Source organism: Psychrobacillus sp. NPDC058041 (assembly GCF_042885655.1).
Taxonomy (GTDB): domain Bacteria; phylum Bacillota; class Bacilli; order Bacillales_A; family Planococcaceae; genus Psychrobacillus.
This window is the reverse complement of record NZ_JBHVRO010000004.1, coordinates 238,455-252,508: the sequence shown is the minus strand read 5'-3', so window position 1 is coordinate 252,508 and position 14,054 is coordinate 238,455. Positions and strand designations below refer to the sequence as shown.

Genomic DNA, 14,054 nt, shown 5'->3' with positions numbered 1-14,054 from the left:
GCGGTTCGATGAACACTGGTTTTGCAGGACGATAATCCAAATACTATACAAAAAAAGAGAGTCAAAACGCATATAGCGTTTCGACTCTCTTCTACTATTATTATACCTTCACTTCTTCTGCTTTTTTGTTATCCAATTGTTCTGTTGGTTGTTTAAGGTTTGCACTCTTTACTTCTTGCGTAAGTTGTTCGATGCTCGGACGGATATTTCCTTTTCCGGCGTAGTTCTCTAACATTTCCTTTACATCAATTCCAGAAGATGCTTTTAATGTTTCTTGAAGAGTAGACATTAAGTTGGTTGCATAAGAGGTGATTTTGTTTGCTCCCCCTCCGCCTTCTCCACTTCCTGTATCTACTACTGTAATTTTGTCGATATTTGAAAGTGGACTTGCGATTTGCTTCGCATATTCAGGTAGCATGTGAACAATCATGTCTAGAACTGCTGCTTGACCGTACATTTCAAATGCTTCTGCAATTTTACGTTTTGCTTCCGCTTCCGCAAGACCTTTTAAGCGAATAACATCTGCTTCAGATTCACCTTGTGCTCGTTGGGAATCTGCTTTTGCAAGTCCGTCAAGACGTACTTTTTCCGCATCCGCTTTTGCTTTTGCTTCAATTCGGTACTTTTCTGCATCTGCTTCTGCAATTTCACGAGACTTAGCTGCTGCTGCATTTTGTTCAATCGCATAACGATCAGCATCTGCTTTTTTCTTTACTTCGGAGTCATATTGCTTTTCACGACGTAATATTTCTTTTTCTTCCAATTCAATTTGTTTTTGACGCTCGATAATTTGAATTTGCATTTCTTGTTCGGTTACTTCTTGTTTTGATCGAGCAGTTTCTAATTCATATGCTTGGTCGGCGCGAGCTTTTGCAATATCTTGTTCACGACGGTATTCTGCTACTTTTAATTGATTTTCTTTTTCCGCTTCCGCAATTTCTGTAGCTCGTTCTATCTCAGCTCGTTGCGCATCCTTTGACGCTTCCGCACGTTTAATACGTGTTTCTTTTTCTGCTTCAGCCGTCGCAATGTCTGCGTCTCGTTTCACTTGAGCAATTCTTGGTTTCCCTAAAGAGTCTAAATAGCCATTTTTGTCTCGAACATCTTTAATTGTAAAGGAAACAATGATTAAACCCATCTTCGCCAAATCTTGAGAAGCAACACGTTGTACTTCCTGAGAAAACTTGTCACGATTTTTATAAATCTCTTCTACTGTCATGGATCCTAATATGGAACGTAAGTGGCCTTCTAATACTTCCTTCGCTTCGTTTTCGCGATCTGCTTTTGATTTTCCTAGAAATTGTTCCGCAGCAGTTGCAATTTCAGAAATAGAACCACCTATTTTAATAATCGCCGTACCATCCGCCATAACGGGAACTCCTTGCTCCGTATATACTTCAGGTGTTGTAACCTCTAATTTACTAGATAGAAGACTAAGCGGTTCGCCTTGTTGGAATACTGGATATACAAATGTACCTCCACCACGAATTATTTTAATACGATTTCCAGAGTCGTCTGTATGTACATTTTTCGACCCTAAATAACTTCCTGTTACGATCAATGCTTCATCTGGTCCAACTGTTCGGTACTTTGTAACGTACACCGCAAGCATTATTACTATAACGAACACAACAATTCCAATGATTATTAAAAGACTTAAATCTATCAACCTTATTCCCCCTTTTTATTATTTCAATGGTTCATATTCTTTTACAAGAAATGTTCCACCTGCTACATCAATGACTAACACTTTTTTACCATAATCAATTTCTTCATTGTCATATTCAGCTGCTCGTTTTGATATCAACCCGTTCACCGTTTCAATGACAATTTCTCCAAATCCGTCTTTAGGAATGGGAACGATAACTTTCCCCACTGAACCTTGCAAAGATTGGTCTGTATATGCAGTTGAAACTTCCGCAGATGACAACGGTAACAAAACAAAAAAGTATAACAAGAACGACAGAATACAAGAAACAATAAATGCAGTGACGATAATAACCGTATTACTCCACTCGGTAAGTTTTAATAATATAAAACCAGTTGCACATACGAATAAAATAAATGATAAAATCACAGTTGGGTTAAAAATGCCTGCATCCATACCATCAATTGCATCCGCAAACAATACATATAAAATCGTGATAAGTCCTACAATGATTAAACCATATAAAAAGAATTGTTCGATTTTTACCACTCCTTTCTTGTTCAATATCCATCTAATTAATATATACGATTGCGATTTCAGAAAGTTTCATATTTTTACTTTTTTGCTAAAAAAGATTTATTACACCTAAATTATATTCTTTTTTATTCGACAATTCTTTCAATAAATCGAATAATTAGAAATTAAAACGCTTTCATTACATAATTGTAACCTTATTTTAGGGAGTAATGTTACAGGATTGTAAATTTCGCAATCTTTAAGTAAAAAGTGTGTAGATTTTGCATTTTTTTTGTTATGATATTTGAGATTAACGACAACAAAAAATTCTTAAAGTCCAGGAGGCTTTTATGATTAGTTCAAGAAAACCAGATCCATTTTTTTCTTCCTTATTAAAAATTGCCAAAAATGTACAGGAAGCCGCTCATTATGCAGACGATTTTCGTATTAACACTTTTTCAGACTTAAAGGAAATTAGTGTACATTTAAAAAATTTCGAGACTGCCGGAGATACTTTAATTCATGATTTAATTGTTATGCTCAATAAATCCTTTATGACTCCAATTGAACGTGAAGACATTCTGCAATTAGCTATTACAATGGACGATATTTTAGATGGAATTGATAACTTCACTGCCCATTTAGAAATGTATTCTCTTATTGAAATTGATGAATCTATGCGTACTTTTTTAGGTTACATTGTTAAAAGTACGGATGAAATCGTAAAAGCTATGGAGCTCCTTGCTCATAAAAAATTACTTCAAATGCATGAACACTCTATTCTTATTAAAGATTACGAACGAAAATGTGACGAAGTATTGCGTTCATCGATTAAACAATTATTCTTAAAAGAAAAAGATCCTATTCGAATTATCCAATTTAAAGATATATATGAACAATTAGAAGATATCGCAGATTTTTGTCAAAACGTAGCTAATACGCTTGAAACAATTATCATGCGTAATGCGTAGGAGAGCGTTTATATGGATTATGTACTCTTTCTCACCATTCTTGTTGTTATTTGCGCACTAGGCTTTGACTTTATCAATGGATTTCATGATACAGCTAACGCAATCGCAACATCTGTTTCAACGAGAGCTTTAAAGCCAAGAGTAGCTATTCTGATGGCTGCAACTATGAACTTTGTTGGGGCACTTACTTTTACTGGGGTTGCCAAAACGATAACGAAAGATATTGTAGATCCATTTGCTCTACAAAACGGATCACTAGTTATTCTTGCTGCGCTACTTTCAGCTATTATCTGGAACTTAGTTACTTGGTATTACGGAATTCCATCTAGTTCATCCCATGCACTAATTGGTTCTATTGCCGGTGCTGCGATTTCTGCAGCTGGTTTTGCGATACTAAACTACACTGGGTTTGTTAAAATCTTAGAAGCGTTAATTATTTCTCCATTCATTGCGATTGTAGTTGGGTTTTTAATGATGTCTTTATTTAAAGTAATCTTTAAAAACAGGAGCTTATATGGAACCAATAAAGGATTCCGCACGTTCCAAATCGGAACAGCAGCACTACAATCTTTTACACATGGTACAAATGATGCTCAAAAAGCAATGGGAATTATCACTATGGCTTTGATTGCTGCAGAATTACAAACATCTGATGATATTCAGTTGTGGGTTCGTATAGCAGCCGCAACTGCAATGGGACTAGGAACTTCTATTGGTGGATATAAAATCATTAAAACAGTTGGCGGAAAAATCATGAAAATTCGTCCGATCAACGGAGCAGCAGCTGATTTATCATCTGCTATGATTATTTTCGGGGCAACTACAATTCATTTACCTGTTTCCACAACACATGTTATCTCTTCTGCGATTATGGGAGTTGGAGCAGCTCAACGTGTGAAAGGTGTAAAATGGGGAGTAGCAAAAAAAATTGTCCTTACTTGGGTCATAACACTACCGATTTCTGCAATGTTGGCAGCTGTCATTTACAGAGTTCTTAGTTTAATTTTTTAAAAGAGATCCCCTTGTCTTTTGGACAAGGGGTTTTATTATTTTACGATTAGCCCTAATGATTTTGCAAACCCAATTGCTTGTTCGGTAGATACAGTACAATCTGCAAGCTTCTCCATGGAAACCGTAAGTTGCTCATATGTATTAGAGCTCAAATCAATATTTTCTAATGATGTCTCCGTAAAATTAGCTCCATCCAATTCACATTTTTCAAAACTTACTTTATCAAATGACGCTTCAATAAAATCAGCACGATTTAGCGTAGTTCGGTTAAATGCGACTTTTTTGAGTTTAGAAAAACTAATACTCGTGTAATTTGCAACCGAGTCTTCAATTTTCACCTCAGTAAGTCTACTTTGAGAAATATTCGATCCTAATAATTTGGAGTTTCTTATTTCTACCCGGTGGAACACGGCGTCCCCAAAATCAACATTAGATAAATCACATTTCTCAAATAAACAATCAATAAATTCTACTTGGTGAAATTGAGTGCCTTCCATCGAAATATGTTGAAAGTGAATTTGATCAAAAATAACTTTATCCTCTAGCACTTCGTCTAAATCGAAAGATGTCACAATTCCTCCGGAAACATAATTATCTTCTAGAAACGCCTCTTTTATATTCAAATCCGTTAGAGAACTAGGTAATTTCGGTGGAGCAATTTTCATTTTTTATTCCTCCCTTTATGGATTCTATCATTTTAACATTATATTAGCATGTTCTCACTTCTTTCCAGTACAATAAGGGATAGATATGTGTTAGGAGGAAATGTATGCTTTTTTTATCTAATGTAGTAACACGTTACTATAAAACAATTCTGATTGCTTGGTTAATACTATTTATTATTTTAGCTATTTTTGCAATTCGGTTGCCTGGTTTATTACAAGGTGACGGTTTTAAAACAGACGGAGAACATCAGCAAGTCATGAAGGAATTGACAGATACGTTTGACCTACCTGCCGAGACAATGTTTGTAGTGTTCGATCACACAACCGATGAAACAATAAAAAAGACTTTAGCAAATATTGAAGAGCTGCATATAGCAGAATCCATTCAATCCCCATTGGATGACTCCTCTCTTTACAAGGATCATGTCGCTTATGCTATGTTACATTTTAATAGCGATACAAATGATTTACCAGGAGTAGTGGATACTTTAAGAGATGCGATCAATGACGAAAAAGGAGTTACATTAACGGGCGGAGCTGCGATTAATAAAGATATTAATAGTGCTAGCCAAAAGGACTTAGTAAGCGCTGAGGCAATCGGTTTACCAATTGCGATCATTGTTCTCATACTCGCATTTGGGAGTGTCATTGCTGCGTTTATACCGCTTGTTGTTGGTGTTATTACAGTCGTAACCACTTTTGGAATGATGACTTTGTTTAGCGGTACGATGGATTTATCCATATTCGTCATGAATATTATTCCAATGTTAGGGTTAGCGCTCAGCATCGATTTTGCCTTATTACTAATCAATCGATACAAAGAGGAGCGAATAAACTATTCGGCGCAAGACGCAGTGCAAACAGCTATTTTGACTGCAGGTCGCTCCATTATTTTCTCAGCAGTTTGTGTATTTATTGGATTAGGTGCGATGCTTGTAATGAAAGTAGAAATATTCCAAAATATTGCACTAGGCGGTATGCTTGTCGTATTGATGGCTGTTTTAGCATCTATCACATTGCTACCAGCGATACTACTTTTACTTAAAGATCGTATTAATAAATGGACAATTATACGTGTGAAACCAGGAGCTTCTACTAGATGGCGTAGCTTTGCTTCGTATGTAATGAAACACCCTGTACCTTTAATACTTGTAGCATTAATTGTATTAGGGATTGGTATTATTCCAGTCAAGGATATGAAATTAGCTATACCAAGCGTGGATTCATTGCCACTTTCTTTTGATTCTCGACAAGCTTTTGAATTAATGGATAAGGAGTTTGGTTTAGGTGAAAAGTCAACTATCTATATGATTGCAGAACGTAAAGATGGCTGGGAGAATACAGAAGGTCTGAAAGAAATGAAGAAATTAGAAGAACAATTACTGGCCGATAAAGATGTAGATTCCATTAATTCCATCTTTACTGCAAGTAAAATTCCCACTGTAGAACAATGGGAGCAAAGCATGCAAGTTCCAGAAATAAAAGGGCAGTTAACTCCTTTGCTCGATACATTTGTTCAAAAAGACAAATTATTAATCCCAGTAACTCTTAAATTGAACGGCTCTTCTACCGAGGCACAAGATTGGGCTCGCGAATGGTCTGAAAAAGATTTAGGCGTTGATACGATGCTAGGTGGTCGTCCAAAATTTAATCAAGAAATTTTCGATGAAATATTTAATAAAGTAGGAGTACTGCTAGCAATCATTTTAGGATCCACTTTTGTTATTTTAATGATTGCATTCCGTTCCATCTTAATCCCTTTAAAGGCTATTATTATGAATGTGATCGGGCTTTCTTCTACATTCGGTATACTCGTTTACATTTTCCAATACGGACATCTTGGAATAGAGGCAACATCTATTGCACTGATCATACCCGTTATTGTATTTAGTTTAGTGTTCGGATTAAGTATGGACTACGAAGTGTTTTTAATTTCTCGTATTCAAGAAGAGTATTCGAAAAGTCTTGATAATACGGCTGCTACGATTGATGGGCTTACGTCCACTAGTAAAATTATTACTTCCGCAGCACTCATTATGATTGTTATCACAGGTGCCTTTGCATTTACCGATGTGATGCCAGTTAAGCAAATTGGCGTCGGAATTGCAATTGCCATCGCCATCGATGCATCAATTATTCGATTATTATTAGTACCAAGCTTAATGAAGCTTCTCGGTAAATGGAATTGGTGGATGCCTTTTAGAAAAGGTCCATATAAAGCGAGTAAATGGCATTAAGAAAGATAACAGCCAAGCAGAAGAGATTTTCTGCTTGGCTTTATTGTTTGTTTCGACCGATTATTTGTCTTATTCGACCGATTTTGAGCTTGATTCGACCGATTATTTGTCGTATTCGACCGATTCTCCCATTTTTCCGATTAAAACTTAGTTTGATACCAGCCCTTCGCTGCTTGCACCTCATCTTGCGTTAACTGATGACCATAGGCATGCCAAAACAACTCTACTTCTGCTCCCGCACCTTTTAGCATGTCACGTAAATCCTCGGATTCCGTAGCCGGGCACATAAAATCGTTTTTTCCCGCTCCTATGAATACTGGAGTTCCTAAAAGCGAAGGTAATTCCACACCACGTCTTGGTACCATTGGATGGTGTAAAATTGCACCTTTTAATACACTTTCATATTCAAACAATAGATTTGCCGCGATATTAGCACCGTTTGAATACCCAATAGCCACAACATTATCTCGCTCAAACTCATAGTTTTCAGCTGCTTCATCAATGAATTTTTTTAATTCCTCTGTTCGGAATTTCAAATCCTCCAAATCAAATACACCTTCAGCTAAGCGTTTAAAAAAACGAGGCATTCCATTTTCTAATACATTTCCACGAACACTTAAGATATTTGCCGAGCTGTCTATTTCTTTACCCAAACCCACTAGATCATGCTCATTTCCACCTGTACCGTGCAAAAGCAATAATGTTGGTCGCGTTGAATCTGTCCCTTTATAAAAAACATGCTTCATGTTAAAACTCCTTTATAATTATCTCGAATTTGAGATAATTATAACTTGAATCAATTTCTAGGTCAATTAAAGAGGCTCCCAACTAAGAAAGCGATTACTCCAACTTACCGAGAAGTGCTTTCAACTTTTCCGGCTCATCCACTCGAATAGAAAACTCCGTTACACTTTTCTTCATTCCCATGAATGTTGTTGCTTCTATTGGTTCATGTAGGTAGATAACCCCATGTGGAACTACTTCCTCAAAATCACGATATATAAATTGCAATGTTTCTTTACTTGGAAGTACTCCTCCCCACTCAACATCTTTTATCTTGCTGAGTGGCACAATAATTCGAGCTGTCAATCCTTGTGTAATATAAAGTTTTCCATTTTTAATTTCCAATGGATGCAGTCTAGTTATTTGAATGTCTGCTATAAAGAATAGTACCGTATATATATTCAAAATGAGTATAATGATTGATAGCACAATCGATTTTTCATGTAGCCACCAATGAAGGCCAATTGTTTCAATAACAATTGCATGTATCAGCATAATATTCATCGCTACTGCACTTGTCTTTTTATGCATCGTCACTACACCTGCATGGTTTGGCGCTTTCTTATTCCAAGAAAAAAATACATAATACATCATTAGCAATTCGGACATGACGATTTGAATGAATATATTTTTCGTCACAACTTTTTCTACGGCTGGTAGCAGACTAAATAAAGCAGTTTCCTCTATATCCCTTCGAATTTGCGGAACTTTCCAAATGACCAAAAACAACAAGCCAAGTTCTGCGAGGATTAGTAAAGCTTCTATTGCAACACCTGAATAAAGAATTACAGCATACGACGCGAACAATTCGGATGGAATTATTAATCTAGCAATTACTAACCCAGCGACCATTAGTCCAATCGTTTGCTTAATAGAAATTTTAAATGCTAGATAAAACAGAAAAGGTACGACAATTGCCAAATCAATTAGAGATCCGATTACTGCCTCACGTGTAACTTGAAGAGATAAAAAATCTTGGACACTTGGTTGATACAGAAGAAAATTGGAAGCAAGCACTAGAAGAAGAAAAGCCATTGCAAAATGAGCTTTACGGGTTTTACGGTAAACCATACATATCCCCCTTTTCTGTGTTCTTTGTTTCATTATACCTTTCTGTTTTTGTACAATACCAGCGTGATATGGAATATTCTCCAAAAAGAGGTTTACAAAAAAAGCTGCTCCGTAATTAACTTTACGGAACAGCATTTTTTATACTACTAACTTTTTTGAACCCTTCCATAAAATCGACCCGATCATTGTAATAAGTAGCACAATCAATCCTAATACAAATGGGTAAATAATATGCACATCATATAATAATCCAGCAAGTAATGGACCTAACACATTCCCTATACTCATATATGCATTATTCATTCCCATTGCAAAGCCTTGCTCTTGACCTGCTAACTTCGAGATTAGCGTCGTAAGTACTGGACGTAAAATAGAAGTAGAGAGGAAAATAATCATTGTAATTATGAAGAAAAACGCGTAACTTGAAGCTACGATGGACAAGAAAAATCCTAAGGCAGTGATACCTAAGAATATTTTCAATACGTTTGCCTCACCAAAGCGGCGTACGATCTTATCAACAGCAAACAATTGAACTATTACACTTACAATTCCCGTCGCCGTTACCATCCATGCGATATCTTGAGGAGAAGCACCAAACTCGTTGTCTACAAAAAGTCCAAGAACCGATTCATACGCCATTAAACCAAAGCTCATCACAAGTGTTATGACAAGTGGAATAAAATACGGCTTTTTAAACGATTGGACAATCTCCTTCACCATAGGCTCTGGTTTGTTTTCAGGTGCACCACTTTCTTCAGGCTTACTTTCCTTCAGCACAAACATAGAAAATACAACTGCCACGACTCCAACAATTGCTGAAATTAGTAGTGGCATTTTCAAACCGAAATCTGCCAAAAACCCACCGACCCCAGGACCAATTACAATACCGAGCGACATAGAAGCTGAAATGAAACTATTCCCTTTTGCACGTTGATCCATGGTTGTAATATCCGCTACATATGCAAAGATTGCGGGGATTAATAATGCTGCTCCTATTCCACCGATAACACGTGAGACATACAAAATACCCACCGAATCCGACAGATAAAAAACAAACATAGATAATGCTAAACCACTTAATCCTGCAATGATCATAATCCTTCTTCCATATTGGTCTGCCCATTTCCCAGCAATTGGAGACGCAATAAGCTGTGCACCCGCAAAAATGGCAATCATAAGGCCAGCTGCAGTTCCACCTTGTCCAATTGACTTTAAATATGAAGGCAGTATTGGAATGATAATTCCAAAACTTGCTACCGCAATAAACATATTTATCATTAATACAAATAATTTCTTTCGTTGATCTTTTGTCATTAAAGAGTACCTACTTTCATCCAAAAAACTACACACTCGCAAAAGAGTAACATTCTTTTCTACACTTATCAACAGCGACAGCCCTCGTTAACTTGAATATGTTAAAAAACCGATGAACGGAGAATATATCCTCTCGTTACATCGGTCCTTTTATTATTCATTTAACTTCTCAACCGTTTTCGCAGTTCCTTGAGCTGGAAATGACTCATCCAGTGTTTCATACCCAACTTTCACTTCATCATACAGCTTTAACTGATTTCGCTGATCCATTGTTAATGAAAACCATGTCGCATTTTTACCAGTATCTGTAGCTTCTTCGACAGAGAGGTTTCTTGCTTCCTCTTCCGATAAATCACTTACAACCAAAATACTGCTGTCATTCATTTCAACAATAATGCCTGTACTATAACCAATCGGTTGAGGTTGGGTCGGATTGTCTTCAAAAAATTGCATAACAAAATAAAAAGTAGCTCCAATTGCGACGAGAATAATCGCTAGAATGATGAAAACAGTATACTTCCCCTTCATATGAAGACCTCCTTACTTCTTCCCAACGAGGCGGAAGCCTTCTTCTAAAAGATAAGATTTTGCTTCGTCATAAGAACCAAAGCTTTCTTCTAAGTTATAGCCATGATAAATATTCCAAAGTGTATCTTCTTGTAATAACGTTAGCTTGGAATCTTCTTTGTTTTTCCATTCTTCTTCTACTTCTTCATCTAATAACTCTTCTTCCTCAGTAGATAAATAAGCAATAGAGTCTTTAATTATTTTTCTTAATTCTTCTGCCGAAGCTTCACGAATATTTAATAGTCCTTTATCATCGGCTGCTTCATATTGCGGAAGATCTCCTACATATACAAACCCATTCCCATTTGGATGAAGATGATAAATGACTGTCGTTTTTTCGTATAAGCTATCTTCATAATGGTAATTTACTCGTTTCATCGATACTTCTCTTCGAGTTAGTTCCGCAAATTCTTGGATAATAGCTTCTTTCTCTTCAAATGTTAACATGTAATTCCTCTTTCTCTCGTTTTTTCATTTGTCTAGTATACCATACTCTCTACCCTCTTCGCGTTAACCACTCTGCAACAAGGATGAAACAAATGACTACTGCAATCGCTACAGCAAAGAACCAATCGGGCAAACTACTCAATATTATTCCTCCTTGCTAATCTGATAGACAAATCTCCCAAAGTTTTGCGATGTAAATCCTTCTACTTCTTTAGTAGAAAAGCTTTTTAATAATTGCTTTACTAAATTCTGCGTTTTGGAGGCATCTTCAAGTTCAAAAACGAATTCCCCAATTCCATCGAAGTCTGAACCCAATCCTATCAAATGTTTACCGCCAAGAGAAACAATATGATCCACATGCTCCACTAAGTCTTGCATTTCTACTGACTTTTTAGAATTATTAATAAACTGTGGATAGTATACAACATGAATTGGTGAATTTCTATTAACTAATGCTTTTAATTGATTATCTGTTAAATTTCTAGCCGAATCACATATTGATCGAGCATTTGAGTGACTTGCCATGAGCCACTTTGCTTTGGGTAATACATCCCAAAATGACTTTTCACTCAAATGGGATACATCGATAATAATATTATGTTCGTTCAAATAAGCTATAACTTCTTCTCCAAAAGATGTTAATCCAGTTCCTGAATTCTCCGATGCACCATCCGCGACCTCATTAGCTCCATTCCATGTAAGACCAACTAATTTTACTCCGTGGGATAATAATAGCTTTAGCTTATGAATATCTCCGTCGATCATATCGAGACCTTCTAGTGATAATACAGCTCCAATTTGTCCTTCTTGTAGCGTTTGTAGTTGCTCCCACTTGTAAATTGCAACTACATTATCATGTTTCCCTACAATTTCTGTATGAAAAAATTCAATTTGACGGATTGCCTCCATAAATTGTTTCTCTTTTGGAAACCCTTCTGATACAAACACCGCAAATACCTGAAGAGCTACCTCACCAGCTTCTAATGCTTTTTTGTTCGCCTGTAGCAATGGAGAATCTTCAAAAGGGATTGGGTTCTCGGACCTTGCTAGTTTATATAACACATCACAATGCAAATCGTATATCTTCACAGTCTTCTCCCCTATACAAAAACCGGTACTCTAATGAAAGAGGCACCGGTTTTATTTTTATAGTAATTCTGCTCTTAACTGTTCTGCTGATTTAGGTGATAACAATCCTAAAGGAATATCATAAACTGTTTTTGCACCACTTTGACCAGCATGGCCAAGCTTGTATGCAGCTCTTGCATACGCAACTAATACACTTGAAGTGAAGTTTGGATTGCTATCAAGTTTTAATGAAAACTCCATTAATTGTTGGTCATTCGCTCCACTTACTCCACTGCGAATAACGAAACCTCCGTGAGGCATTCCACCATGGTCTTTTTTCAATTCATCTTCCGAAATAAAATGTACGGTCGTATCATAGTCAGCAAAGTAATTAGGCATCGAGACGATTTGTTGTTCTACTTGCTCTTTGTTCGCACCAGCCTCTAGTACAACATAGCATTCTCTCGTATGCTTTTCTCTCGTAGAAAGAGAAGGCTGTTCGCCGTTACGAACACGGTCTACAGCTTCTTTTACAGGAAGTGTATATTGAACTGCATTTTTTACACCTTCAATTCGGCGTATTGCATCTGAATGTCCTTGGCTTAAGCCGTCTCCCCAAAATGTATAGGTATTCCCTTCTGGAAGAACAACTTCCCCAAGCAATCTATTTAATGAAAATAAGCCTGGATCCCATCCAACAGAAATAATACTTATTTTATCTGAAGCTTTCGCTGATTTATCCACTTTTTCAAAGAACTCAGGAATTAATGCATGTGTATCAAAGCTATCTACTGTGTGGAAGTCTTGTGCAAGTTGTGGTGTTTGTTCTGGCAGATCTGTTGCAGAACCACCACATAAAATCATGACATCTACTTTATCCTTGAAATCTTTTACATCATCCACTAAATACACACCAACCGAAGCATCATTTACTTGAACTGTAGATGGGTCACGTCTTGTGAATACTGCTACTAGCTCCATATCTGGGTTTTGCTTTATTGCAAATTGAACACCGCGCCCTAGATTTCCGTACCCTACAATACCAATTCGAATTTTGCTCATTCGTCTTTTCCTCCATCAAAATAACTTTATTAATAAAAATACATACATAATTCTAAATAGTCAATGGATAATTATTCAGGGGCTTCCCCAGAAAAAGCTAACCATTCTTCTTTTGATGGACCATACATACCTGGAACTTCTAGACCCGCTTGGCGCATTAGTATTGTAAGCTGTCCTCTATGATGTGTTTGATGAAATGTTAATACTTGCAGTACTAAAGCAATTGGCCACACTTGCCCATACATATCTTTTTCTTCTAATAGCGTCTCATCTGTCCACTGTTCTTTTATCGCTTGGACCATGCTATCACTAGATCTTAAATATGCTTCCGCTATTTCTTTTGCGGTTTCAGGTCGGGCTGCATCATGTGGAGTTGCTGTGAATTGTAACCCCGTCTTCCCAATCATTTCATCGATGGTAACCACAATATGCCACGCTATTTGTCCTAGCGTTCTGCCTTCTTCATATACTTTTTGATGTAAAGATTCGTCTGTTAATGTATTTAAGATCTTTAGTGTAGAATCACTTTCATGTTTCCAGTTCGATAAAAAATCTTCCAGTTTTCTAATCAAGTAAATCCCTCCAGTTAATTTATATGTTATTCCATGACTGTTGATTATCATATTTTTTCCAACCAATAGATTTAGGTTAATGTACGATTAGTTTCCGTCATACTGTAGAAATAGTGCGTCTT

At 36.6% G+C, this 14,054-nt stretch carries 14 protein-coding genes; 3 read left to right on the top strand and 11 right to left on the bottom strand.

Going from position 1 to position 14,054, the window contains the following annotated elements:
* Nucleotides 1–100: 100 nt before the first annotated feature.
* Both ACFVR1_RS08735 and ACFVR1_RS08730 read right to left on the bottom strand, forming a co-directional pair.
* The gene (locus ACFVR1_RS08735) at nt 101–1,612 is read right to left on the bottom strand and encodes a flotillin lipid rafts scaffold protein FloT (protein WP_387583306.1); all 1,512 of its coding nucleotides are present in this window, start codon (nt 1,610–1,612) and stop codon (nt 101–103) included.
* Nucleotides 1,613–1,687: 75 nt separating this feature from the next.
* Nucleotides 1,688–2,212 carry an NfeD family membrane protein gene (locus tag ACFVR1_RS08730; protein WP_387583053.1) on the bottom strand — a complete coding sequence of 175 codons (525 nt, stop codon included), beginning with the start codon at nt 2,210–2,212 and terminating at the stop codon, nt 1,688–1,690.
* Between the two features lie 302 nt (nt 2,213–2,514).
* Between ACFVR1_RS08730 and ACFVR1_RS08725 the strand changes: the two genes are divergently transcribed.
* Together ACFVR1_RS08725 and ACFVR1_RS08720 are read left to right on the top strand one after the other, a co-directional pair.
* Nucleotides 2,515–3,135, top strand: a complete 621-nt coding sequence (locus tag ACFVR1_RS08725) for a DUF47 domain-containing protein (RefSeq protein ID WP_387583051.1) — start codon at nt 2,515–2,517, stop codon at nt 3,133–3,135.
* 12 nt (nt 3,136–3,147) lie between these two features.
* Nucleotides 3,148–4,146 carry an inorganic phosphate transporter gene (locus tag ACFVR1_RS08720; protein ID WP_387583048.1) on the top strand — a complete coding sequence of 333 codons (999 nt, stop codon included), beginning with the start codon at nt 3,148–3,150 and terminating at the stop codon, nt 4,144–4,146.
* A 35-nt stretch (nt 4,147–4,181) separates the two neighbouring features.
* Here the strand turns inward: ACFVR1_RS08720 and ACFVR1_RS08715 are convergent, their stop codons facing one another.
* A complete protein-coding gene (locus ACFVR1_RS08715) occupies nt 4,182–4,811 on the bottom strand; it encodes a pentapeptide repeat-containing protein (protein ID WP_387583046.1) in 630 nt (209 codons plus the stop codon).
* A 104-nt stretch (nt 4,812–4,915) separates the two neighbouring features.
* On the opposite strand from ACFVR1_RS08715, the gene ACFVR1_RS08710 reads away from it, so the two are divergent.
* Nucleotides 4,916–7,048, top strand: a complete 2,133-nt coding sequence (locus ACFVR1_RS08710) for an MMPL family transporter (RefSeq protein WP_387583044.1) — start codon at nt 4,916–4,918, stop codon at nt 7,046–7,048.
* Between the two features lie 140 nt (nt 7,049–7,188).
* Here the strand turns inward: ACFVR1_RS08710 and ACFVR1_RS08705 are convergent, their stop codons facing one another.
* From ACFVR1_RS08705 to ACFVR1_RS08670, 8 genes are all read right to left on the bottom strand, one after another.
* The gene (locus ACFVR1_RS08705; protein ID WP_387583041.1) at nt 7,189–7,794 is read right to left on the bottom strand and encodes an alpha/beta hydrolase; all 606 of its coding nucleotides are present in this window, start codon (nt 7,792–7,794) and stop codon (nt 7,189–7,191) included.
* Between the two features lie 94 nt (nt 7,795–7,888).
* Nucleotides 7,889–8,902 carry a beta-carotene 15,15'-monooxygenase gene (locus tag ACFVR1_RS08700; RefSeq protein WP_387583039.1) on the bottom strand — a complete coding sequence of 338 codons (1,014 nt, stop codon included), beginning with the start codon at nt 8,900–8,902 and terminating at the stop codon, nt 7,889–7,891.
* A gap of 138 nt (nt 8,903–9,040) precedes the next feature.
* On the bottom strand, nt 9,041–10,216 hold the full coding sequence (locus ACFVR1_RS08695) for an MFS transporter (RefSeq protein ID WP_387583036.1): 1,176 nt from the start codon (nt 10,214–10,216) through the stop codon (nt 9,041–9,043).
* Between the two features lie 153 nt (nt 10,217–10,369).
* Nucleotides 10,370–10,744, bottom strand: a complete 375-nt coding sequence (locus ACFVR1_RS08690) for a YobA family protein (RefSeq protein WP_387583034.1) — start codon at nt 10,742–10,744, stop codon at nt 10,370–10,372.
* A gap of 12 nt (nt 10,745–10,756) precedes the next feature.
* On the bottom strand, nt 10,757–11,230 hold the full coding sequence (locus ACFVR1_RS08685; RefSeq protein ID WP_387583031.1) for a hypothetical protein: 474 nt from the start codon (nt 11,228–11,230) through the stop codon (nt 10,757–10,759).
* Between the two features lie 144 nt (nt 11,231–11,374).
* Nucleotides 11,375–12,319, bottom strand: coding sequence for a dipeptidase (locus ACFVR1_RS08680; protein ID WP_387583030.1), 945 nt, complete (start codon nt 12,317–12,319; stop codon nt 11,375–11,377).
* A gap of 57 nt (nt 12,320–12,376) precedes the next feature.
* Entirely contained in the window at nt 12,377–13,360 is a 984-nt protein-coding gene (locus ACFVR1_RS08675) for a diaminopimelate dehydrogenase (RefSeq protein ID WP_387583028.1), read from the bottom strand.
* Between the two features lie 71 nt (nt 13,361–13,431).
* Nucleotides 13,432–13,932 carry a DinB family protein gene (locus ACFVR1_RS08670; RefSeq protein WP_387583026.1) on the bottom strand — a complete coding sequence of 167 codons (501 nt, stop codon included), beginning with the start codon at nt 13,930–13,932 and terminating at the stop codon, nt 13,432–13,434.
* Between the last annotated feature and the right edge of the window lie 122 nt (nt 13,933–14,054).

Coding starts and splice junctions, on each gene's coding strand:
- ACFVR1_RS08735 (WP_387583306.1), bottom strand. CDS start 1,612: ATGCTTGCGGTGTACGTTACAAAGTACCGAACAGTTGGACCAGATGAA.
- ACFVR1_RS08725 (WP_387583051.1), top strand. CDS start 2,515: ATGATTAGTTCAAGAAAACCAGATCCATTTTTTTCTTCCTTATTAAAA.
- ACFVR1_RS08720 (WP_387583048.1), top strand. CDS start 3,148: ATGGATTATGTACTCTTTCTCACCATTCTTGTTGTTATTTGCGCACTA.
- ACFVR1_RS08715 (WP_387583046.1), bottom strand. CDS start 4,811: ATGAAAATTGCTCCACCGAAATTACCTAGTTCTCTAACGGATTTGAAT.
- ACFVR1_RS08710 (WP_387583044.1), top strand. CDS start 4,916: ATGCTTTTTTTATCTAATGTAGTAACACGTTACTATAAAACAATTCTG.
- ACFVR1_RS08705 (WP_387583041.1), bottom strand. CDS start 7,794: ATGAAGCATGTTTTTTATAAAGGGACAGATTCAACGCGACCAACATTA.
- ACFVR1_RS08700 (WP_387583039.1), bottom strand. CDS start 8,902: ATGGTTTACCGTAAAACCCGTAAAGCTCATTTTGCAATGGCTTTTCTT.
- ACFVR1_RS08695 (WP_387583036.1), bottom strand. CDS start 10,216: ATGACAAAAGATCAACGAAAGAAATTATTTGTATTAATGATAAATATG.
- ACFVR1_RS08690 (WP_387583034.1), bottom strand. CDS start 10,744: ATGAAGGGGAAGTATACTGTTTTCATCATTCTAGCGATTATTCTCGTC.
- ACFVR1_RS08685 (WP_387583031.1), bottom strand. CDS start 11,230: ATGTTAACATTTGAAGAGAAAGAAGCTATTATCCAAGAATTTGCGGAA.
- ACFVR1_RS08675 (WP_387583028.1), bottom strand. CDS start 13,360: ATGAGCAAAATTCGAATTGGTATTGTAGGGTACGGAAATCTAGGGCGC.